Annotated in this window: 21 protein-coding genes and 1 pseudogene; 16 read left to right on the top strand and 6 right to left on the bottom strand. The window is 39.6% G+C overall.

The window, feature by feature from the left end; genetic code table 11:
* Positions 1-52: 52 nt before the first annotated feature.
* The 10 genes and pseudogenes from L6C30_RS11860 to L6C30_RS11815 all read left to right on the top strand — a co-directional run bounded on the left by L6C30_RS11860 (position 53) and on the right by L6C30_RS11815 (position 8,901).
* Positions 53-1,474 carry an FAD-dependent oxidoreductase gene (locus L6C30_RS11860; RefSeq protein WP_236163134.1) on the top strand — a complete coding sequence of 474 codons (1,422 nt, stop codon included), beginning with the start codon at positions 53-55 and terminating at the stop codon, positions 1,472-1,474.
* A 291-nt stretch (positions 1,475-1,765) separates the two neighbouring features.
* Positions 1,766-2,356, top strand: a complete 591-nt coding sequence (locus tag L6C30_RS11855; RefSeq protein ID WP_019836149.1) for a LemA family protein — start codon at positions 1,766-1,768, stop codon at positions 2,354-2,356.
* Positions 2,357-2,376: 20 nt separating this feature from the next.
* Positions 2,377-3,483, top strand: coding sequence for a YgcG family protein (locus L6C30_RS11850; RefSeq protein WP_236163135.1), 1,107 nt, complete (start codon positions 2,377-2,379; stop codon positions 3,481-3,483).
* On the top strand, positions 3,477-4,037 hold the full coding sequence (locus tag L6C30_RS11845) for a TPM domain-containing protein (RefSeq protein ID WP_236163136.1): 561 nt from the start codon (positions 3,477-3,479) through the stop codon (positions 4,035-4,037). Before L6C30_RS11850 ends, L6C30_RS11845 begins: the two co-directional genes overlap by 7 nt.
* A gap of 471 nt (positions 4,038-4,508) precedes the next feature.
* Positions 4,509-5,010 (top strand): annotated as a pseudogene (locus L6C30_RS11840) (pilin).
* A gap of 235 nt (positions 5,011-5,245) precedes the next feature.
* Positions 5,246-5,581, top strand: a complete 336-nt coding sequence (locus tag L6C30_RS11835) for a hypothetical protein (RefSeq protein ID WP_236163137.1) — start codon at positions 5,246-5,248, stop codon at positions 5,579-5,581.
* Positions 5,582-5,635: 54 nt separating this feature from the next.
* Positions 5,636-6,370, top strand: coding sequence for a TfpX/TfpZ family type IV pilin accessory protein (tfpZ, locus tag L6C30_RS11830; protein ID WP_236163138.1), 735 nt, complete (start codon positions 5,636-5,638; stop codon positions 6,368-6,370).
* 152 nt (positions 6,371-6,522) lie between these two features.
* Positions 6,523-8,154 carry a PglL family O-oligosaccharyltransferase gene (locus tag L6C30_RS11825; protein ID WP_236163139.1) on the top strand — a complete coding sequence of 544 codons (1,632 nt, stop codon included), beginning with the start codon at positions 6,523-6,525 and terminating at the stop codon, positions 8,152-8,154.
* A gap of 218 nt (positions 8,155-8,372) precedes the next feature.
* Positions 8,373-8,615, top strand: a complete 243-nt coding sequence (locus L6C30_RS11820; RefSeq protein ID WP_019836164.1) for a type II toxin-antitoxin system ParD family antitoxin — start codon at positions 8,373-8,375, stop codon at positions 8,613-8,615.
* Complete coding sequence (locus L6C30_RS11815) at positions 8,608-8,901, top strand: type II toxin-antitoxin system RelE/ParE family toxin (protein WP_236163140.1); 294 nt, start codon at positions 8,608-8,610, stop codon at positions 8,899-8,901. Before L6C30_RS11820 ends, L6C30_RS11815 begins: the two co-directional genes overlap by 8 nt.
* 170 nt (positions 8,902-9,071) lie before the next feature.
* Here the strand turns inward: L6C30_RS11815 and bfr are convergent, their stop codons facing one another.
* From bfr to gmk, 6 genes are all read right to left on the bottom strand, one after another.
* Complete coding sequence (gene bfr, locus L6C30_RS11810; RefSeq protein WP_019836166.1) at positions 9,072-9,536, bottom strand: bacterioferritin; 465 nt, start codon at positions 9,534-9,536, stop codon at positions 9,072-9,074.
* Positions 9,537-10,079: 543 nt separating this feature from the next.
* Positions 10,080-10,274, bottom strand: coding sequence for a bacterioferritin-associated ferredoxin (locus tag L6C30_RS11805; protein ID WP_004809963.1), 195 nt, complete (start codon positions 10,272-10,274; stop codon positions 10,080-10,082).
* A 170-nt stretch (positions 10,275-10,444) separates the two neighbouring features.
* Positions 10,445-10,828 carry a RidA family protein gene (locus tag L6C30_RS11800; protein ID WP_004809961.1) on the bottom strand — a complete coding sequence of 128 codons (384 nt, stop codon included), beginning with the start codon at positions 10,826-10,828 and terminating at the stop codon, positions 10,445-10,447.
* Between the two features lie 121 nt (positions 10,829-10,949).
* On the bottom strand, positions 10,950-13,052 hold the full coding sequence (locus L6C30_RS11795) for a bifunctional (p)ppGpp synthetase/guanosine-3',5'-bis(diphosphate) 3'-pyrophosphohydrolase (RefSeq protein ID WP_236163141.1): 2,103 nt from the start codon (positions 13,050-13,052) through the stop codon (positions 10,950-10,952).
* Between the two features lie 488 nt (positions 13,053-13,540).
* Complete coding sequence (gene rpoZ, locus L6C30_RS11790; RefSeq protein WP_004809957.1) at positions 13,541-13,822, bottom strand: DNA-directed RNA polymerase subunit omega; 282 nt, start codon at positions 13,820-13,822, stop codon at positions 13,541-13,543.
* Between the two features lie 76 nt (positions 13,823-13,898).
* Positions 13,899-14,522, bottom strand: a complete 624-nt coding sequence (gmk, locus tag L6C30_RS11785; RefSeq protein ID WP_019836168.1) for a guanylate kinase — start codon at positions 14,520-14,522, stop codon at positions 13,899-13,901.
* Between the two features lie 134 nt (positions 14,523-14,656).
* Here gmk and ispH point away from each other — a divergent pair, with 134 nt between their 5' ends.
* The 6 genes from ispH to L6C30_RS11750 all read left to right on the top strand — a co-directional run bounded on the left by ispH (position 14,657) and on the right by L6C30_RS11750 (position 21,348).
* Positions 14,657-15,607, top strand: coding sequence for a 4-hydroxy-3-methylbut-2-enyl diphosphate reductase (gene ispH / locus L6C30_RS11780; protein WP_179997175.1), 951 nt, complete (start codon positions 14,657-14,659; stop codon positions 15,605-15,607).
* Between the two features lie 162 nt (positions 15,608-15,769).
* Positions 15,770-16,189: a Tfp pilus assembly protein FimT/FimU gene (locus L6C30_RS11770; protein WP_180160773.1), complete on the top strand. Its 420-nt coding sequence runs from the start codon at positions 15,770-15,772 to the stop codon at positions 16,187-16,189.
* 12 nt (positions 16,190-16,201) lie between these two features.
* Positions 16,202-16,705 (top strand): type IV pilus modification protein PilV, encoded by a 504-nt coding sequence (gene pilV / locus L6C30_RS11765; RefSeq protein ID WP_180160774.1) that lies wholly within the window; start codon positions 16,202-16,204, stop codon positions 16,703-16,705.
* Positions 16,698-17,777, top strand: coding sequence for a PilW family protein (locus tag L6C30_RS11760; RefSeq protein WP_236163142.1), 1,080 nt, complete (start codon positions 16,698-16,700; stop codon positions 17,775-17,777). Before pilV ends, L6C30_RS11760 begins: the two co-directional genes overlap by 8 nt.
* Positions 17,774-18,481, top strand: a complete 708-nt coding sequence (locus L6C30_RS11755; RefSeq protein WP_374706594.1) for a pilus assembly protein PilX — start codon at positions 17,774-17,776, stop codon at positions 18,479-18,481. The genes L6C30_RS11760 and L6C30_RS11755 overlap by 4 nt, the downstream gene beginning before the upstream one ends.
* 26 nt (positions 18,482-18,507) lie before the next feature.
* The gene (locus tag L6C30_RS11750) at positions 18,508-21,348 is read left to right on the top strand and encodes a PilC/PilY family type IV pilus protein (protein ID WP_236163143.1); all 2,841 of its coding nucleotides are present in this window, start codon (positions 18,508-18,510) and stop codon (positions 21,346-21,348) included.
* Positions 21,349-21,417: the final 69 nt, after the last annotated feature.

Raw genomic sequence — 21,417 nt, 5'->3', positions numbered from 1 at the left:
CTTATACCCAGTGTAAATGTCACGTTATCCACATCCACCTACGGAGAAAGACATGGCAGAACGCCTACATAATGACTTTCAATTTCTGGATGTAGCACGCCAAGATCCAGAGAAAAAAGATCTCGATGTCCGCAAAAATGAGTTTGTGGAAATTTATAAACCGTTTACTGCAGAAGTGGCGGCCAATCAGACCCATCGTTGTTTGGGCTGTGGTAACCCGTACTGTGAATGGAAATGCCCTGTGCATAACTACATTCCGAACTGGCTTAAACTAATTTCGGAAGGTCGTGTTTTTCAGGCGGCAGAATTGTGTCATCAAACCAATACTTTGCCTGAAGTTTGTGGACGGGTTTGTCCACAAGACCGTTTGTGTGAAGGCGCATGTACCTTAAATGATGGTTTTGGTGCAGTGACCATTGGCAATGCCGAAAAGTACATTAACGATACTGCTTTTGCCTTGGGTTGGCGTCCAGATATGTCGCATGTGAAATGGACCGATAAAAAAGTTGCGATTATTGGTGCAGGCCCTGCAGGTTTGGGCTGTGCCGATATCTTGGTGCGTAATGGCGTCAAACCAGTGGTCTTTGACAAACGCCCTGAAATTGGTGGCTTGCTGACCTTTGGTATTCCAGAATTTAAAATGGAAAAAGACGTGATGAAACGCCGCCGTGAAATTTTTTCGGGCATGGGGGTTGAATTCCGTTTAAATACAGAAATTGGTACAGACATCACGATTGAACAATTGCTTTCAGATTACGATGCCGTGTTTATGGGCATGGGCACTTATACTTATATGAAAGGTGGGTTTGCTGGTGAAGATTTAGATGGTGTTTATGATGCGCTGGATTTTTTGATTGCGAATGTCAACCGTTGCCAAGGCTGGGAAAAAGACCCTGCAGAATACATCAGTGTTGAAGGTAAAAAAGTAATTGTACTGGGTGGTGGGGATACTGCCATGGACTGTAACCGTACATCAATTCGTCAAGGTGCGCAGCAAGTCACTTGTGCTTATCGTCGTGATGAAGCCAATATGCCAGGTTCACGTCGTGAAGTGACCAACGCCCGTGAAGAAGGGGTGAACTTCTTATTTAACCGTCAACCCATTGAAATTGTTGGTGAAAATGGTAAAGTCACAGGTGTCAAAGTGGTCACCACACAATTGGGTGAGCCAGACAGCCGTGGTCGTCGTAGTCCAGAGCCTGTTCCAGGTTCAGAAGAAATTTTAGCTGCTGATGCGGTATTGCTTGCTTTTGGTTTCCGTGCCAGCCCTGCAGATTGGTTTGCCTCTGCCAATGTTGGGGTAGACGGTTCAGGTCGTGTACTGGCAGCAGAACAGCAAACATTTAAGTTTCAAACCTCAAACCCGAAAATTTTTGCAGGGGGCGATATGGTGCGTGGTTCTGATTTGGTCGTGACTGCAATTTGGGAAGGTCGTCAGGCGGCAGAAGGTATTTTAGATTATTTAGAGCTCTAAACGAGTTTGCTTTGCTTAGATCTAGAAAGGGCTGAGTTTTAAGGAATTCAGTCCTTTTTTATTGGATATTTTATCCCGCTCATCTTCTTGTGAAATATATTGCCATCCCTGATTCATAAAAGGTTTAAGAGCTGAAACTTCAATATCTATTCAATTTGCTGTACAAGGTTATTGTTTGATGTAAACAGTTTGGTGATTCGCTCGATTAAACAAAATACACAAACAGGTCAGAATTTCACGTTAGAATGAAATCATTTCAAACAAATACAAAGAAAATTTAGAGGTTAATGTATGAATTTCACAAAAAAAACCATGCTCGCGGTGGCTTTAACCAGTACTTTGACATTAAGCGGCTGTGGCTATAACACTTTACAAGTGAAAGATGAAGCTGTGACTGCTTCTTGGTCAGAAGTCCAAAACCAATATCAACGCCGTGCCGATTTAGTGCCAAACTTGGTGAATGTGGTCAAAGGCTATGCCAAACACGAAGAACAGGTATTAACTGAAGTGACTCAGGCACGTGCCAATGTCGCAGGCTTAAAAGTGGATAAGTCGGTATTGGAAGACCCTGCGTTATTCCAGAAATATCAAGAAGCACAGGCGCAAATGACCAGTGCCTTATCACGTTTAATTGCGGTGTCTGAAAATTATCCAGACTTAAAAGCCAATGAGCAATTCCGTGATTTACAAGTACAATTAGAAGGCACAGAAAACCGTATTGCCGTGGCGCGTAACCGTTACATTAGCACAGTGCAAGACTTTAACAGCTATGCACGTCAGTTCCCGCAAGTCATGACTGCTAAAGTGATTGGCATGGACACCAAACCAAACTTTAGCGCAGAACAAAGCGCACAAACCGCACCTAAAGTTTCGTTTGAATAATGCATAGGGAGGATGACTGAATGCTGCTATCGCACAGCAAGACCCACATGAACCTTGGGCAAATATTGCTGCTCATTATGGTGATGTGTTTCAGCTGCTTGGCATATAGTGAAGTTGCCACCGCAACTGATGAAACTGCCGAAGCTGTGGTGCTGGGTAAAATTGTGCAGCAACAGCATCCTCAAAATGCCAACCCTATCTCAGATCTTGCAAACTCACGCCAGCCTACATCTACCACTCAGCAAGCACCTGTAGAAACACCCTTTCAGCAACCGCAAATTGCCAATGATATGGCAGAGGGTGAATCCATCCGCGCTTTGCCGACTTTAAATCAGCCCGTGGTCGATCAAGCCAATTTGCTGACTGCGGCAGAAAAACAGCAAATCAGCCAGCGGATTTTAAATTTACATCAACACGCCAAAGCACAAATTGGCGTGGTGATTGTACCGACCACAGGGCAGGAAGATATTTTTGATTTTGCCATGCGGGTCGCAGAACAATGGCAACTTGGTTCTGCCAAGCAAGACAATGGTTTGCTAATGGCAATAGCAGTCAATGACCGCCGTATTCAGATTTTAACGGGGTATGGTCTAGAAGGCGTGCTGCCTGATATTGTAGTGAGCCGTATTATTAACCAGCGCATTACCCCCTATTTTAAACAAGCCCAATATGCACAAGGTATTGATGCAGGCTTAGCAGAAATTGAACGGATTTTAAACTTAGACCCCGAAGTTGCTGCACAGGCGGCCCAAGAACTGAAACAACGCCATGAACAAGCCTTACAAGAACAACAGGCGCGTGAAAAAACCTTGAGCAGCGCTTTATTTATTTTAATTGCAGGGGTGATTGGCTCACTGATTGTCGGAAAACGCTTAAGTGCTTCAACCGCTGCCGTGGCAGGTACAGTGGCAGGTTTGGTCAATGGTGCAGGCTTAATCACTAGTTTAATGATTGGCGCGGGAATTTTCTTTTTACTCATCACTGCCATTGCACAGACCATTTTCCAAATTTTCTTGTCTTCTGCAGGTCGTGGTGGCGGACGTGGCGGTGGCGGTTTTGGTGGTGGAGGTGGCTATAGCGGCGGAGGCGGTGGCTTTGGTGGGGGAGGAGCATCAGGATCATGGTAACCACAACCGATACAACAGAAATTATTACTCAACCGAAAATGGACATTGCAGCGCGTCCGAGTATAAAGCGTTGGCTGAAGCATTTCTTTTATTTACCTGCCACCAAACGTTTTTTTAATGCGCAGGATCAACATGCCATTGCAGAAGCGGTGACTATTGCCGAGCATGGGCATGTGGGTGAAATTCAGGTGGTGATTGAAAGTTGTTTACCCTCGCGGTTGGCGTATGCGGTAGATACGCATACCCGTGCACGTCAATTATTCGCAGAATTGGGTGTTTGGGATACTGAATTGAACAGTGGGGTTTTGCTCTACCTCAATTTGTGTGAGCGCAAAGTAGAAATTGTGATTGACCGTGGTATTAAAACCGCGACCACGCAACAGGTGTGGGATGATGTCTGTACGCATATTGTGCAGGGTTTGGCACAGCAGCAGTATAGGCAGGCAGTGATAACAGGTGTGAAAGAAATTGGTGAAATTTTGGATGTGTTTTATGACCGCCAGTTGCTAGATCAGCAAAATGAATTGGGGAATGTGCCGATTATTTTAGGATAGATTTTTGTCAATCAATGTCCCTCTTTTTGAAGATGGGGGGCTTGGTCATGATTTTTGATATAAAACCTTTACTTTTGAGATTTTAAAATTCTTCGCTTGTGTCATAGATGGTTTACTCTGTTTAAAGCATAGAGGTAGAAAAAGTATAAAATTGATTACCGCATACAACTTAAATTTGCTGAAATTTAAATCAAATACATAAAAAACGGATGATGAAATAATTTAAAATGTGACTTGGTTCTCTAAAAATGACAAAATTTGTTAAGCTGAAATTTTTAATCTGACAATAATTGTCACTTTTTAACATAAATAAACAGTTGGTTTGGATGTAGAAAATTTTTTATGTGTAAGGTGCTGTTTTTCTGTGTAAATTGTCTATAATAAAAGTTGGCACGTTTAGTGCTGAGTATAAAATAGCTTACAAAGCTTATAATTAAATTAACAACATTTGTGGAGAATGTTATGAATACAATGCAAAAAGGTTTTACCCTTTAAATTAATGATCGTTGTAGCGATCATTGGTATTTTGGCTGCAGTGGCACTTCCTGCTTACCAAAACTATACAGTGAAAGCGCGTGTATCGGAAGTTATTTTAGCGGCTTCTTCATGTCGGACTATTATTACTGATATCGTACAAAATGCACCTGTAGCAGATTTGGGTACTGCTCTTTCGGCAGCATGTAGTATTTCACCTACAAAATATGTAACTAGTGGTACAGCTAATGCGAATGGTGTTATTACTGTTGTTGCGAATGAGACTAATTTAAAAGGTGATACGAGTAATACGGCAAATTCTATTGATTTAACTCCTATGATTTTACCTGCTGCAGCAAGTGGTGCGACGGCAACAGCACGTGCATTAGTTGCTTCAAGTGATGGTGGATTGACAATCCAAGGTTGGAAATGTGGTCCAGCTGCTACAAATCCTATGCCAAATAAATATTTACCAGGTTCTTGTCAAGGTACTTACTAATTAAGTGACATGACAAATAGAAAAGACTGGTTCGCCAGTCTTTTTTTTAGATAATATATTAAAACTACCTAATAACGTGAACTGAAAATACATAAACTAGTACATTATTTTCTAATCCTTTAAGCAAGCTGTATTTAAATAACTCCTATTTTTACACTAGGTTGTTATCTTATGAGTTGTTGAAGTTGAAATAGCAGAATAGAAAATAGTATAGTTATGATAAGGTTTTAGATTGATGAAAATACCAAAAGAGCAAATAGATAATTTTTTATCTATAGAATGTGTAATTGTAGTAGCAAAATATATAGATGTTCTTGACGAGAAGCCAATATTTTTAGATCAAATAGATACTTTGAATAATAAAATTATTGAAAAATCTCCAGTAATAGCAGAAAAACTCAAAAAATTTCAGGAAACCTATGAAAAATGGTTTCAAAGAGTTGTTGCTAGTGAAACTTCAGGGATATCAGCAACTGAAATAGAAATTATTTTGGAAAAAAATAGAGCGAGAGAGGAATTAATAAAAGTCTGCGTTGAGTATCGTAAAGAAAATAGACTTTCTAAAATCTAATATTTTTAGAAAACTTTCTGGTACTAAATAAATAGTTATAATAGCGATAAATTGATGTTGAAACGCCTAAAATTTTTCCTTAGCCATTTATCTATTTCCTTCCTCATTGCTTTATTGGTTGTGGGATTGGTTTTCTTTGTTTGGTATCCATCTCCGCTTGCTAGTGCAGTAGGCGTTACCCAGATTTTTCTGATGATGCTCGCCATCGATGTGATCGTTGGGCCAATATTGGGATGGTTAGTCTATAAAGAAGGTAAAAAAACACTTAAATTTGACCTAAGTGTCATTATTCTGATTCAAATCGCGGCCTTATGTTATGGGGTATTTAGCATTGAGCAAGGTCGTCCTGCATGGTTGGTATTTCATGCAGATCGTTTTGAATTAGTACGAAAAAATGACCTGATTTTAGATAATATTGACCAAGTGCAACCTCAATTTCAGCAGGTGTCATGGACTGGTCCACAATTTACTGCAGTAAAATTAGCAGTAAGTCCACAGCAACGCCAAAATGATATGTTTACTGAGGTCTTAGGTGGTATTTCACTTACTCAACAGCCTGCTCGTTATGTAGAACTCACTCAGGTTAAAAACCAAATTCAACAACGTGCATTGCCGCCTGTAGAGTTGGAACAATACAACTCAAAAACTGAAGTTAAAAAAACTTTAGCTAAATATCCAAACGCAGATGCTTGGCTACCCTTAAAAGCCCATGCAGTCGATATGGTGGTTTTAGTCAATAAAGAATCCGCATCTATTATCAAAATAGTAGACCTAAGACCGTGGAAATAATTTCTTGAGTTAAAAATGGGGAATTTAAGTATTCCCCATGCGATCATCCTATTTCAAAACTGGCAGAATTCCAATCAAACTTGCCACACAAAGCACTATCATCTTGCCTAAAAAAATATAAGATAGAGCCAGTTTTTTGGTCTATTTTTTCTATGAAATCTGCATTGCTATTTTTGGCTGCCATCCTCATCTCCCTTGCATGGCTATTACCCATTCACTACCGCCCATGGGTCACCTATACAGGTGAACTTTACGCATTTTTTGCCTTGTTTGCTCTTGCAGCCAGCCTTTTTAAAGCAAAATTACAGATACCCAAAATCAGCCTACCCTTACTGGCACTGTGCAGTGTCCCACTCATTCAGTGGGGCCTTGGCTTAGTCTACTTCTTTGATAAAGCTTTGCTCAGTAGCGTATATATCTTCAGTTTTTGGTTAGCAATCATTTTTGGCTATAACCTCACGCAAAACAACAGCGAACGTGAACGCATCTTTACAGGCTTTAGTTATGTGCTACTCGGCGTGGGAAGTATTACCGCATTCATGGCAATTTGCCAGTGGCTCACACTCGACCAATACCTGCCAATGATGGTGGATATAAAAATTGGACAACGCCCTTATGCCAACTTTGCCCAACCGAATAATATGGCGACCTTTTTGGTGATGTCACTCATGGCATGCCTATATTTATACGAAAAACAAAAACTTAAAACCATGTGGATTGTGATTGCAGCTGCAATGATTTTGGTCGGTGTGGTACTGAGTCAGTCGCGTACTTCATGGTTGGCGTCGCTGTGTCTCTTGACCTATTTGGGCTATCAACAATACCGTGGTGTGATGCGGATTAAATGCCGCTATAGCTTGCTGTGGTTTGCCGCATTTATCGGGTTAATTTTTATCGCACCTGCTTTTAGTCAATTGCTCTCACAAAGTGCAGACCTTTCGGTGCAATCTCGTGATGTGGTACAGCGCGCCACAGGTGATATGTCACGCTTGGCAATTTGGCAGCAAATGCTCGCTGCGATTGAGCATCAACCGTGGTGGGGCTATGGCTGGCATCAAACCAGTGTGGCTTATGTGGCGATCAGTGAATTTGTACAAGGTCCTGTGTGGATTCGCAGCGCACACAATTTTATTTTAGATTTTTTACTTTGGAATGGTGTGTTGCTCGGTGTGCCATTTTTAGCATATTTGGGCTATTGGGGCTACCAATTGCATAAATATACCCAGTCGGTGGAATCGGTTGTGGGGATTTTAATGCTCGGTGCATTTAGCGTACATGCCATGCTGGAGTTTCCGCAAAATTATGCCTACTTCCTGCTGCCTGCAGGTTTTATCATCGGTATGATTCAGTCACAGCGCGTTGTGAAAGGTCTTACTTTATCTCCACTATATTTGCGCAGCACTTTTGTGGTGGGTGCATTGTTACTAGTGCTGATTTATCGTGATTATGAAGTGATGGTGCCAAAACTAAATCAGTCGGTGCGCTATGAACACACACCTGAAAAAATCACCCATCAAGATCGTATTTTGGTACTCGAAGAATTTAACCGCCGCATTGCGTGGATTCGTTTAAATCCGTATAGCCTACAAACGCGTGAACAATTGCAGGATATTCATGAAATTGTGTTGAATTATCCAACCCAGTATGACCTGCTTAAATATGCCCGGGTGCTGGCATTTAATGGTTATGAAGCAGAAGCCAAAAAGCAATTATGGTTGTTAAGCACTTTGTGGCAGGTCAATGTGGATTATGCGACTTTATTGGATGAGGCAAAGCCGCGCTGATTTGTGTAGCGCAAGGAGGGGGATTTGAAAATAGTGAGCCAAATATGGTGAAAATTTTCAATGTTGAAAATCTCTCCCAACTTCTCTTTAAAAAGAGAGGGGGTATTCATTATAAAATTGATTTCATGTGCGAAAATTTAAAGAGATGCTGAAATTTTGTTCAGATAAAGGGAGTTGTGTTAGAATTGTATGATCTATTCACACAATAAGGCATGCTGATGGCGAGAACTACAAGTGTAACAATTGGCCCACAACTCGATGACTTTGTGAGCAAACTGATTGAATCTGGACGTTATGGTTCAACCAGTGAAGTGATGCGATCTGCATTAAGATTATTGGAACAGCAAGAAAATCAAACTGCAGCTTTAAAGCAAGCGATTGAAGCAGGTGAGAACAGTGGAGAAAGTACACTCAGCCTAAAAGATATTGCTGCTCAAGTGAAGCAGAAGCATCGTGTATAAACTATCTAATTTAGCTGTCGATGACTTCACTGCTATTTATGAATACACCTTACTTAATTTTGGTGTAGCTCAGGCTGACCAATACACACAACATTTGGAAAATACCTTTCATTTGTTAGTGAGTTCACCATTGATTGGTTATGTATGTGTAGATATTGGCGAGGGAATACGCCGTCATGATCATCATCAACATGCTATTTTTTATAAAAAACAGGATTATGGCATTTTTATTATTCGGATATTGAATCAACAGATGCATCCCATGAAACATTTTTTTGCGTTATAAATACTTTTTTATAAATCCAAGAATTAAAAATGTGTATCAGCAAAAATATAAATTGATATTGAAAACATCTTCATGAGAGATGAGGAAGATGCTAAATCGTAGTTAAAGTGCTGCTTTAAAACAAAAGACTGGAAAAACCAGTCTTTTATGCGATTGAAACGAGATGAATCTTAGAGTTGGCTTTGAATATAGTTTTCAATACCCACAGTTTCAACCAAATCAAGCTGTGTCGTTGCCCAGTCTAAGTACTCTTCTTCTTTCTCTAGAATTTCCTGAACCAAATCACGAGTTACATAGTCCAGTTGTTGCTCTGCCAAAACCACCGCTCTTTGAATCGCTTCAATATTTTCTTGGACTTTACGCACATCGCAGTTCAAAACTTCAACTGTATGCTGACCGATATACAATTTGCCCAAGTGTTGTAAATTTGGCAACCCTTCTAAAAATAAAATACGTTCAATAATTTTGTCAGCATGTTTCATTTGACGAATCGACTCTTTATATTCAGCCGAGCCGAGTTGTTCAATACCCCAATCATTAAACATACGTGAATGTAAAAAATATTGGTTAATCGCAGTCAGGTGATGATACAAAACTTGGTTGAGTTGATTAATCACATCACGATTGCCTTTCATTGCAGCACTCCATCAACAATTTCTGCCTTAAACCGCTTAAGGCAATCTATATTTCTATCTTAAACAAGACTGGACAAAATGGCGAGTGATTTAGGGGCTATTTATACTTCACAAATGGTTTGCGCTGTCGGCTAAAACTGAGCAGATCAGGCATGAAACGAAGGGAATAGCGAGACTATTGCCAAGTTTCATAACGCAATCTGAGAAAGTTTTAGCCACATGAGCAAGAACAAAGCACTGCTTTGTTTGCTGCGCAAGGGGACAAGCATATTTTTTGCTGCTATTGCGTTATGTGCCAGTCATTTAGAATGACTAAATTTCCTGTCCCATGCCTTATATCAGCTAAAAAATATGCGTAGTCGCAAACATAGATGAAGTATAAATAGACCCCAGACCGCAAATGAAAATCGCAATCAAAAACAATTAGCTAGGCAGTGTGAAGAAATGTAAGATAAGAAAAACCCGCTGTAGTCGAAAGCGGGAGAGGAAACACCGAGTAAAAATTATAATACTGAAATGCGGGAGAGCAATAAAACGTCAGTTTTAGGCAGCAACGGCAAGACGAGATGCAATTTGTGCAATTTCATCGCTAATGATAGCGCGAGTTTCAGGCGCACAGCGACCACAACAGGTGCCCAAGTCAAACATATCGCGAATTTCACGATAGCTTTCTGCACCATTGGCAACGGCTTCTTTAATGTCTTGATCTGTAATACCACGGCATAAGCAAACGTACATGAATGCAACCACAATAATGAAATAAGATAAGTATTATTATTGATAATTATTATCGTTTGTCAATAAAAATCATTTGAAAAGTCATTTATCATGATTGGGTTTTTGAATAAAAAAATGCCACCTAATAGGTGGCATCGTTTAGATGTTTTAAGTGCTTGAATCATAATCACTTATGAATTGATAATCACCACGCCATCCATTTCAACCAATGCACCTTTAGGTAAGCTGGCTACACCCAGCGCTGCGCGTGCAGGGTAAGGTTGCGCAAAATATTCCCCCATAATTTGATTGACCAATTGGAAGTGAGATAAATCGGTCAGGAAAATATTGAGCTTGGCAATATCGGCCAAAGAGCCACCCGCCGCTTCGCAAACGGCCTTTAAGTTATCAAATACGCGGCGAATTTGCGCTTCAATGCCTTCCACCAATTCCATGCTGTATGGGTCTAAACCAATTTGACCTGATAAATAAACAGTATTGCCCACTAAAATGGCTTGAGAGTAAGTACCAATTGCTGCAGGTGCATTTTCAGTATGGATGACTTGGCGAGACATTGATTTCTCCTAAAATAATGTACGAACATCATAGACTATTCGACCACCTTTCAGTAGCCTGATGAGTCAGTTATGCAAAAGCGATTGAATGTGCGGCAATATCACCATGCAGCGCATTGAATTAACAAGCTTTGGCTTCTTCTGCTATGCTGATGGGGCTCGCTAAACGGCTAATTCGTGGGAAACCGAAGCGCATACGTAAATCACGAATAATTTTGGCAATTTGCTTACGGTTATTCACCACAATATTCACATAGGTTTTGCCATCGTGGCTACGTACCATTTCTACTCCGGTTTTGGCCTTACGACATTGATAGATCAAATCGGAAATTTGTTCGTCATTCATATCCATATCAATGCTGAGATAAGCCGTAAAACTCACGTCATCGACATCTTCTGAAGTCCATTGTAGCGGCATGATATTTTCAGGATGTTGATGTTGCTCATGCAGTAAGTTGTTGCAACGCGCACGATGCACAATCAAGCCACGGCGTGACAAGTTACCCTGAATCGGATCGCCCAGTACAGGGTTGCAACAGTGCGCATATTTCACGTCAATACCTTCTGTACCCTGAATCAGACGGTCAGAGTGTTCGCTGCTGTCGTGATCGAGTGCGTAAATGTGATTTGCCACTAACTGTGGCAATAAATCACCGACTGCAATTTGCTCAAATAAACGGTCTTTAGAGTCAATGTGGCGCCATTGCAACACATTTAACCAATCTGCTTCGGTCAAGTCTTGAATCGAGTGATTAAATAATTTCAGCGCACGGTTAAGCGCTTGCTGACCCACCAAACGCTGTTCTTCAATATCCTGATCACGCAGAATATTTTGTAAGGCACGACGGGCTTTTTGGGTATTAATGAAGCTCAGCCAATCTGGGTTGGGTGTAGCTAAAACATCGGTGATGATTTCGACCACTTGTCCGCTGGTGAGTGGTGTGGAAAGTGGTTTGCTTTCGCCATTAATTTTTGTACCGACGGCATGGTTACCTAAGAACAAACTGGCTGCATAGGCAAAATCAACTGCGGTGGCGCCTTGCGGCAATTCATGTAAATGTCCGTGCGGGGTATAAACATGAATTTTCTCTTGGTGTAGATAATCCAGTAAATCGCTAAATGTAGTTTTAGCGCATTCACCATCAATCAACACGTTCAAGCTTTGCATAGAGGCTTGAATGGCAGAACGGCAGGCTTGCGGTGCGTTTTCACCCAAGATCACACCAAAACGTGCGGCTTTACGCATCAGTTCAGTTTGAATGGTAAGTGATAAGGTGGTTTGCTCGCCTTTTAGACGCATCATGAGTGATTGGTTACCGCCTGGCAGGGGGCGACGGATATGATCTTCATAATGCAAGACCTGAAAGCTGTCACGTAAAATATCAGCCAAACGGTCACAGTCGGCAATGCTTTGTAAAATAATTTCAAAGGCGTGGCTGTGGGTCAGTTCTTGTAGATCAATATCGTTCTTTACAAAGTGGCGCAGTAATTCAATATTGTTATTTTTCTTTTTAATACGACCTGCAATTTGATTGTCTTGTAGCAGGTCGGCAAGGTTTTGTTCCCATTTAGACTGGTATTCGCAGCGTTTTGGCTTGGTTTGCAAAAGGGCGGCTTGAACATCGTTATACATATCTAAATCTAGGTTTTGATAACACAAATGTTCAAGGTTATCCGCCATTTCATTCATACCCACGATACGTGCCATAGGTACAAACACATCAAAAGTTTCTTGGGCAATGCGTGCGCGTTTGTCTGGTCGCAGCGCATCTAATGTGGTCATGTTGTGATAACGGTCTGCTAGTTTCACAATAATGACACGTGGATCCTGTAAGGTGGCTTGCAGAATTTTACGGAACGAAGCAGCTTTGTTGTATTCTTTGTCGCTAGAATGGCTAAGTTTGGTTACACCATCGACCAGTTCGGCAACGGTACGTCCGAATTTTTCTGTGATGTCATCTTTGCTGTAGTCGGTATCTTCTATGACATCGTGTAATAGCGCAGCAATGAGCGTGTCGGCATCCAAACGCATGTGTGCCAAAATGCAACTCACCGCAATCGGGTGTAGCACATAAGGTTCACCACTTTTACGGGTAACGCCATCATGCGCATGCTCAGCATAATCACAAGCCGTAAGCACCTGTTCGACTTCACTTACGCTAAGGTAAGGTTCGATCATGGTTTGAAGCTGTTGTTTGGCTTGGCTGACCATCGTGCCTGGCATATAACACCCTTTAAAATACAAGTGATAACGAATTTACAGTTAGACCTTATAATGAAAAGCATATTGCATGACTTGTCAATTTTTTTCATGCCAAAATAGTGATAAATTTGGCACTAAATTAGGGTCTGTTGACACTTCGTCTATGTTTGCGACGATGCATATTTTTTAGCTGATATAAGGCATGAGACAGGAAATTTAGTCATTCTAAATGACTGACTCATAACGCAATAGCAGCAAAAAATATGCTCGTTCCGAAGGACTGGGGCTAAAACTTTCTCAGATTGCGTTATGAAACTTGGCAATAGTCTCGCTATTCCCTTCGTTTCATGCCTGATCTGCTCAGTTTTAGCCTACAGCGCAAACCATTTATGAAATGTCAACAGACCCTGTGGTCTTAATCCTTATGTTATAACGGTTTTTAGCGCAAGATTAAAGTTCAGACAACAAAAAAGCCTAGTAAAAAACTAGGCTTTTTTAGAAAGTTGCTCTTATTGGAAAGAAAAACCATCTAAATTCAAATTATTTGCAGAAAGTGCAAGGTCAAGACTCGAAGTTTGATAGTCTTGATCACGTTGTTTCAAAATGTCTTTAGAAACGTGACCTTCTGCAATTTCACGTAAAGCAACAACGGTAGGTTTGTCGTTGTCCCACTCAACAGTAGGTTCTATGCCTTGACGTGCCAATTGACGCGCGCGCTTGCTTGCCACTAGTACAAGCTCAAAGCGGTTGTCTACATGGTCTAAACAATCTTCAACGGTAACGCGTGCCATAAGAATTCTCGTTCGAATAATAAATTTAAACAGACTGTGCAGTATAAGGTGCTTTGCTTATAGACTCAAGTTTTAATCACGCGCTTGGCGGGCTAATTAACTTTTCAATCAAGGCTTGATGACGATGTGCCTGCTGCGCCGTCACCAAACGGTTCGCAATAATCACTGCTTCTAAATCGTGCAGGGCTTTATTAAAGTCATCATTAATAATCACATAGTCAAAATTGACATATTGCTGCATGTCTTCAACTGCGCAGCCCAAACGATGCTCAATCACATCGACTGTATCGGTGCCACGGTTAGACAAGCGCTCACGTAAATCAAACTGGCTTGGTGGAAGAATAAAAATTTGCTTCGATTCAGGAAAAAGATTGCGTACTTGTTGAGCACCTTGCCAGTCAATTTCAAGCAATACATCGTGACCTTTGGCTAACTGCTCTTTAACAGTTGCTTGCGCGGTGCCGTAATAATTGCCAAATACTTCTGCATACTCAATAAAACCGCCTTGTTCTACCAAGTCGATAAAATCTTGTTTTTGTGTGAAGTGATAATGCACACCATCGAGTTCGCCGGGACGCTGACCACGTGTTGTGTGAGAGACTGAAACGTGTAAATTATTCACACGCTCAAGCAGGGCTTTAACAAGGGATGTTTTGCCTGTTCCTGAAGCGGCAGAAACGACAAACAATAGACCCGACATGATATTTTTCCTGATATGATAAAATATCTTCTCTATTTTAGAGTAGACGCCCCTTAAACAAAATAGCCAAGATGGCTTTTGTTGGCATAATTTTTTAAACATCCGACCTATTTAACTTCAACATAGAGGGTTCTATGGAAATTGTATTGGCGAATCCACGTGGTTTTTGTGCAGGTGTAGACCGAGCAATTGCGATTGTAAATCGTGCCCTTGAGTGTTTTAACCCCCCTATATATGTACGTCACGAAGTGGTACACAATAAATTTGTGGTAGATGACTTGCGTCAGCGCGGTGCGATTTTTGTCGATGAGCTGGATGAAGTACCCGATGACAATATCGTGATTTTTAGTGCACATGGCGTATCTAAAGCAGTGCAGCAAGAAGCGGAGCGTCGTGGCTTAAAAGTGTTTGATGCCACTTGTCCGTTGGTCACCAAAGTACATATTGAAGTCACCAAATATGCGCGTGAAGGCACAGAGGCGATTTTAATTGGTCACGAAGGACACCCCGAAGTTGAAGGCACGATGGGTCAGTATGACAAGAAAAATGGTGGTGAAATTTATTTGGTAGAAGATGAGGATGATGTGGCTGCACTTGCGGTTCAGCATCCAGATAAAGTGGCTTTTGTGACACAAACTACCTTATCGATTGATGATACTGCCAAAGTGATTGATGCCTTACGCCAGAAATATCCGAATATTCAGGGACCACGCAAAGACGATATTTGTTATGCCACTCAAAACCGTCAGGACGCAGTGCGTGACTTAGCCAACCAGTGTGATGTGGTGTTGGTGGTAGGTTCGCCAAATTCATCCAACTCTAACCGTTTACGCGAGTTAGCTGAACGTATGGGGAAACGCGCCTATTTGGTGGATAATGCAGACGAGTTGGAACAAGCATGGTTTCAACCGAATACAAAAATTGGTGTAACTGCGGGCGCATCTGCACCAGAAATTTTAATTAAACAAGTGATTCAGCGTTTGCAAGACTGGGGTGCAACTGCCCCTGAAGAGCTTGCAGGCCGTGAAGAAAATATTACCTTTAGTTTGCCAAAAGAGTTACGTATTCCTGTAATACAGGCTTAAACTGCGAAGTACATAACACTCTAAAAAATTGATGAAAATAGGCAGATAACTGTTGCATGACGGTTATCTGCTTTTTTATACCTTTTATCCTGAAGTGTGAGGGTTTTGTAAAGTTGTTCGCTATTATTTTTAATAGGGCAAAGTCTGTGTCTTGGGGGGAGTATGCGACAAAAAGAAAACGGGTTCACCTTAATTGAGTTGATGGTGACCATTGCGGTGATGGCGATTATCGCGATGATGGCGGCTCCGTCTTTTATAGAAATAATTAGAAAGAATGAACTTAATCAAGAGACTCAGCATTTAATTTTTTTGTTGCAGGAAGCTCGAAGTGACGCAATTTTTACTCGATCTTCCAAGCAAATTGAAATTCCTACATATGGTTCAGATGAAAAAAGATTTTCAGAATGGTCTGTAACTAATGATATGAGTTCGTTAGAGTTTACTGCTATGGGCTATCTAAATTCTAATACATCTATTTGCTTAACTCTAACTCATAAAAAGAATTCTCATTTAAGCAGCTCGATTAGAGTCGAGAAAAATGGAGCTATTTCTAAAGATACATCAAATTGCCTAACTAATTAGGAGAGACTAGTAATGGGGAAGTATCAAAACGGAGTTGGACTCATGGAGGTTTTAGTTGGCTTAGTTCTGTTAGCTATAGCTGTGCTAGGTTTCTCTGCTTTGCAACTGCGAGGTGTATACGCAAGTGTAGAGGCTGCCAATAATACGCAAGCAATGCATTTAGGTCGAGATCTCGCAGAAAGAATTAGAGCGAATCGGTCTGGATACGAAGCTTTGAATAAGAATAATGTTTATGTTGAGGGTAAAGGGGAGTGTTACTCAGGTTTTTGTGAACCAAATGATTTTGCAGAGGCAGATTTTCTACAAGTTCAGAACAAGGCTGAAAATTTAGGAATGAATGTTGCTGTTAGGGATTGCCAAGGGGTGGGAGAAGTGTCGTTAAAAAGGCGATGTATATATGTTGCATGGGACAAGACAACGCCTACTGATGGGCAAGCTGAAAATGATTGCACGTCTGGAGCTGCATACAACGTTGGGGCTAAATGCATAATTATGGAGTTATATAATTATGAATAATTATAAAAAAGGGTTCACTCTTATTGAGCTAATGATTGCAATCGTTTTAGGGTTGTTAATTTCAGCAGCTGCATTAACTGTTTATTTAACAGCTCAACGTTCACTGTCTTTACAAAATGCTATGGGTGAGCTACAGCAGAATGGAATTTTTGGTTTAAACCAAATTACATATGACCTTAGACATGTAAATTTAAATACAGCCTCAGCTCAAATAATTAATCCACGAGTGGTCGGTTCAGGTATTATTTTTAATCATCGTAATTTGCCAAGTTCGCTCAGTGGTATAAGTAGTGATTTTTTTACATCATTTGAATTGGCTGAAGGTGCGACAACAGATAATAGTGATCAACTCACAGTTCAATATGTACCGCAGTATTTAACAACGACATCTTATGTCGATTCAGATAATGATGAGAAGAATGATATCACTATAAGTAAGAAAAATAGTGAACAATATGATTGTGAAGGTAATAAAATTGAGTTTGAGGAAGAGTTTCCTGGGGATGAGGCTGATCATGGTTCTGGAGCGCCAGAGACAGCGGATCGTGTAATTGTCCAGAGATATTATATTTCTGAAATTAAAGACTCTAAAAATAAATCGTTTAATCCTCAAAGATATGCCTTGTTTTGTGATGCAGGATTTTATCAAGAAAATGATACAATAATTAATGGTCTTGGCACTGGAGCTCAGCAATTAATGCAAGATGTAGATGCTTTTAAATTTCTTTTAGGGGTAAGACAAAAAAGTAATGGAAAGTTATCTTATCTTACAGTCAATGAATACAAAGATTTGATGCCTAAGGAAGATCCAACAGATGTAAATGCAGAGATCTACAATATTGTTTCAATTAAATTGGCTTTATTAATGCGATCTTCAAACCCGGTTGGCGCAAACGAACACATAAATAATAATAAAACATTTATTACTTTTGGTGATCAATTGGAGGCAAATGTAAAGGATGCGAAATATACGTTGAGCTTAAGCAACGATCAAAAAACTAGTTCTAAATATTTACGTCAAGTTGTTAGTCAAGTTGTAGCTTTTAGAAATACGTTAGGAGAAGCACAATGAGAATGAATCAGCAAGGATCAACTTTAATCATTGTGCTTGTCGTATTGTTATTAATTACAATTATTGGAACAATTGCCGTTAAATCAAGTATTTTAAATCTAAAAATTTCAACAAATGCACAGATTGATGCTTTGTTGTTAGAAAGTAACGATGCTGCATTATTTGCATTAGAGGATCAAACCAAAGTTTCTCGTCAATTGGCTCAAGATGGGATGTTTGGTTATTTCAACTCTGCAGACAGTAATGATGAATTGGTCTTCTGTTATCGTGCAAATGCGAAGAATTTTTTCAGTATGTCAAATGCGAGTGTTATTAGTGCAAATGGCAACTTTACAAAAAATGGTGTTTCTGGTTTTTGCAAGGCTAAAGAATATTCTACACGGAGAGCAGCTGTTCAAACACAATTGTATTTGCGTAAAAATGTCAAACCCACAACACCATTAACAACTCTACCTATAGGGACGAGTGTTGGTCAGTCAGGATTACCTGTTATCTCCAACCATATTGCAGTCACTGCTATTTCTATCTTGCCTAGTTTTTCAAGTGCATCTGATGATGAGATTCAAAACTGTTTTAGACAAACAAGTATTAAAAAATCGGATACTACTGAAACAGTAAGGGAATGCTTTGAACGGTTAAGCATTCCTTATAACCTACAGAACGCTGAATATATGGTTGGTGGACAGCCAAAGTTAACGTCGTAGACGAACATGAATGAAAGAGGTTTATTATGAAAAGTTTTGATAAAAAAATACTTTCGGCAATGGTGTCCATGTCTATGACGTTGGCAATTTCCCATTCTGCGAATGTTTATGCAAGTGACATTGAGATTTATTCCAATTCGACCCCAGGTAAACTTAATTTGTTTTTAATGTTGGATACCTCGGGAAGTATGGGCTATGGTCGAGGATATGGTGGAGGGAACTCTGCTACTGATACTAGTAGTATATTTCAAGATTACGGTATATGCACTTATAATAATTATTCTGATTATGGATTAAGAAAAGATGTTAGTTCTGAGAGTTTATCTTATCAGGTTAATGGTAAAGTAAAATCATATACCGTTAATTATTGTCATATATCGAAATCTCAATATAATAATTTGCGTAATACTTGGAATCCTTATGATGGCACTTTTGTGGCTACAGGGGATGAGTTAAGAAGAAGGATTTCTAATGAATGTGATAAACAAGCTGATAATAGCTATAAATGTTATGATCGAATAAGTAGATTAAAAAAAGCATTAGTAAATGTTCTAACGAGCGACAAAATCTTAAATACTATAAGTTTAGGGGTTGGACAATATTCAACTCCTACTTCTACTTCATGGAATTCTCATGATTCGTATTCAGGTCGAGTAATATATCCTACAGTTTTATTAACGTCAGAAAATAGAGAAAAAATTCTGGAAAAAATAGTAGAACTGAATGTATATAATGGTACTCCTTCAGCTTCGGCTTATGCTGAAGCTGGGGCTTATATGCTTGGTAAAAATACTTATGGTATGCCTCGGAGTGGTTATAGTTATTCACATGCAGAATCAAGAGATGGAAACGAAGGCTATAAATCTCCCTTAAAAGATATTGATACGAATAGTAAATGTAATGGGCAAGGCATTTATTTCTTAACAGATGGATTTGCGAACAACTCAAATTCTGATGCTACAGAAGCATTAATGAAAAAGTCTTTTAGTTCATTGACTGAAACTGGCTTAAGTGGCGGGACAAGCAATGCTGGTTGGTCATTGATAGGTAAATTTGCAAAACATTTACGCAAAGATGAAAATATAAAAACAGCTGTAGTAGGTTTTGGTAGCCTTTTCCCAAATGGAACAACTTATGTAAAAAACCTTAAAGAAAATGAAGATGATGAGAGCGCGAAGCCTTACTATGATTGTTCTTTGTTGCCTGAGGGGGATTTAAGAAATACATGTAATTGGGGAGCTAAACAGCATAAAGAACTCCCAGCTACGGTTGGAGGTTATGGTAATGGTGGATTTTACTCTGCCCAATCTGAACAAGATATTATTAACAGTATCGTCCAATTTATCGAGGATACAACGCCTACATTTGATTCAATCGCAACAGGCTCACCTACTATTCCTGTCGATGCACTTAACCCAATCGAATTACAAGATTATGGTTATTATGCATCTTTCTTACCTAAACCACAGGATTCGACAAAAATATGGACAGGTAATTTAAATAAATATGATGTATTTAATGGTCAATTAGGTAAAAAAATAGATGCTAGCAAAATTATTCCATTAATCAAAGCTGATGGTAAATTAGATTCATCTGTACCAGGGTTATGGACTGGTGGGGTTGAAGCTAAAATTCCTTTAGGTACAAGTATTAATTCAACATCAAAAAGAACAGTCTTTACCAATCGACAAATTGATTCAAATAAGCAAGCTATTTCTAGTCAAACTTTGACGCAAGTTAATTTAGAAACCTTATTTGATGCTGATGATACAAAAGCAAAATTTAAAAATGATGAGCAAAAAAATTATTGGTTAAACGTACTAGGTTATAAAGTTGATGTTAGTTCAAATGTGACATTTGCGAGTTTGCCAACTGAAGAACGTAGAAAGTTAGGGTCGGTGATGCACTCTAAGCCAATTCTTTTAACACAATCAGGTGAAATTGATCCTACACAAACCAGTATTACTACTTCCAATCGAGAAGACTATCTTTTGTTTGGCACAACCCAAGGCGCTTTACACGTTGTAGATGATAATGGTGTAGAAAAGTTTACGTTTATACCTCATGAAATGATGAATAAACAAAAAGAAGCTTTTTTAGATGATTCTGCAAGTAACAAAGGTAACACCAATGACATTTTTTATGGGATAGATGGACAATGGACTGCTTTTACACAGTATGTGAAAGATGAAAGTGGAAAATTCACAGTTAAAAAAATTAAGAGAACATTGGACGAAAAAGAGATTGAATACTCTGGTTTGCAGTGGGTGTATGGTGGTCTAAGAATGGGTGGGCGCAGTTATTATGCCTTAGACTTATCGGATATAGATAAGCCGATACTTAAATTTCATATTGATCCAGATAGTGCACTAAATGCGGACAAGACTGATGACGAAAATAATGCTTTAGCCTATATGGGTGAAAGTTGGTCGAAGCCGACGGTAGGATATATCAATTGGGAAGGTAAAAAGACCTTAGTCATGGTTGTAGGTGGAGGTTATCATCGTGGTTATGAAAATCCTGAATACAATACTGATGATAAAGGGGTGAAAAAAGGTGCTGGAATTTATATATTTAATGCTAATGACGGAAGTTTGCTATGGTGGGGTGGAGTAAATGCTACCAAAACTAAAGGGAGTGAAGCCTATACAACCAATAGTGATATGAAATATAGTATCGTTAGTCAAGTCAATGCGATTGATCGTGACAGTGATGGTTTACTTGATAATCTATATGTTGGTGACTTAGGTGGTCAAGTATTCCGTATAGATATTAATAATAATGCTCTAAATAAAAATAATACTGTGCATAGAATTTCAAAGCTCGGCAGAGTAAAACTTGAAGTGCGACATAAACCACCTAATTAATTTAAAGGGTTTATGGAGTATATAAAATTGTCATACCATCATCTTAACTTTGAAGATCGTACTGCATTA

Origin of the sequence: Acinetobacter sp. KAM396 (genome assembly GCF_021602765.1) — a bacterium.
GTDB lineage: Bacteria > Pseudomonadota > Gammaproteobacteria > Pseudomonadales > Moraxellaceae > Acinetobacter > Acinetobacter towneri_A.
Note: the sequence above shows the minus strand (reverse complement) of the source record. Positions and strands in the feature narration are given on the sequence as shown.

What these genes read in the sequence shown, in the direction of transcription:
- L6C30_RS11860 (WP_236163134.1), top strand. Translation starts at nt 53, where the DNA reads ATGGCAGAACGCCTACATAATGACTTTCAATTTCTGGATGTAGCACGC.
- L6C30_RS11855 (WP_019836149.1), top strand. Translation starts at nt 1,766, where the DNA reads ATGAATTTCACAAAAAAAACCATGCTCGCGGTGGCTTTAACCAGTACT.
- L6C30_RS11850 (WP_236163135.1), top strand. Translation starts at nt 2,377, where the DNA reads ATGCTGCTATCGCACAGCAAGACCCACATGAACCTTGGGCAAATATTG.
- L6C30_RS11845 (WP_236163136.1), top strand. Translation starts at nt 3,477, where the DNA reads ATGGTAACCACAACCGATACAACAGAAATTATTACTCAACCGAAAATG.
- L6C30_RS11835 (WP_236163137.1), top strand. Translation starts at nt 5,246, where the DNA reads ATGAAAATACCAAAAGAGCAAATAGATAATTTTTTATCTATAGAATGT.
- tfpZ (WP_236163138.1), top strand. Translation starts at nt 5,636, where the DNA reads ATGTTGAAACGCCTAAAATTTTTCCTTAGCCATTTATCTATTTCCTTC.
- L6C30_RS11825 (WP_236163139.1), top strand. Translation starts at nt 6,523, where the DNA reads ATGAAATCTGCATTGCTATTTTTGGCTGCCATCCTCATCTCCCTTGCA.
- L6C30_RS11820 (WP_019836164.1), top strand. Translation starts at nt 8,373, where the DNA reads ATGGCGAGAACTACAAGTGTAACAATTGGCCCACAACTCGATGACTTT.
- bfr (WP_019836166.1), bottom strand. Translation starts at nt 9,536, where the DNA reads ATGAAAGGCAATCGTGATGTGATTAATCAACTCAACCAAGTTTTGTAT.
- L6C30_RS11805 (WP_004809963.1), bottom strand. Translation starts at nt 10,274, where the DNA reads ATGTACGTTTGCTTATGCCGTGGTATTACAGATCAAGACATTAAAGAA.
- L6C30_RS11800 (WP_004809961.1), bottom strand. Translation starts at nt 10,828, where the DNA reads ATGTCTCGCCAAGTCATCCATACTGAAAATGCACCTGCAGCAATTGGT.
- L6C30_RS11795 (WP_236163141.1), bottom strand. Translation starts at nt 13,052, where the DNA reads ATGCCAGGCACGATGGTCAGCCAAGCCAAACAACAGCTTCAAACCATG.
- rpoZ (WP_004809957.1), bottom strand. Translation starts at nt 13,822, where the DNA reads ATGGCACGCGTTACCGTTGAAGATTGTTTAGACCATGTAGACAACCGC.
- gmk (WP_019836168.1), bottom strand. Translation starts at nt 14,522, where the DNA reads ATGTCGGGTCTATTGTTTGTCGTTTCTGCCGCTTCAGGAACAGGCAAA.
- ispH (WP_179997175.1), top strand. Translation starts at nt 14,657, where the DNA reads ATGGAAATTGTATTGGCGAATCCACGTGGTTTTTGTGCAGGTGTAGAC.
- L6C30_RS11770 (WP_180160773.1), top strand. Translation starts at nt 15,770, where the DNA reads ATGCGACAAAAAGAAAACGGGTTCACCTTAATTGAGTTGATGGTGACC.
- pilV (WP_180160774.1), top strand. Translation starts at nt 16,202, where the DNA reads ATGGGGAAGTATCAAAACGGAGTTGGACTCATGGAGGTTTTAGTTGGC.
- L6C30_RS11760 (WP_236163142.1), top strand. Translation starts at nt 16,698, where the DNA reads ATGAATAATTATAAAAAAGGGTTCACTCTTATTGAGCTAATGATTGCA.
- L6C30_RS11755 (WP_374706594.1), top strand. Translation starts at nt 17,774, where the DNA reads ATGAGAATGAATCAGCAAGGATCAACTTTAATCATTGTGCTTGTCGTA.
- L6C30_RS11750 (WP_236163143.1), top strand. Translation starts at nt 18,508, where the DNA reads ATGAAAAGTTTTGATAAAAAAATACTTTCGGCAATGGTGTCCATGTCT.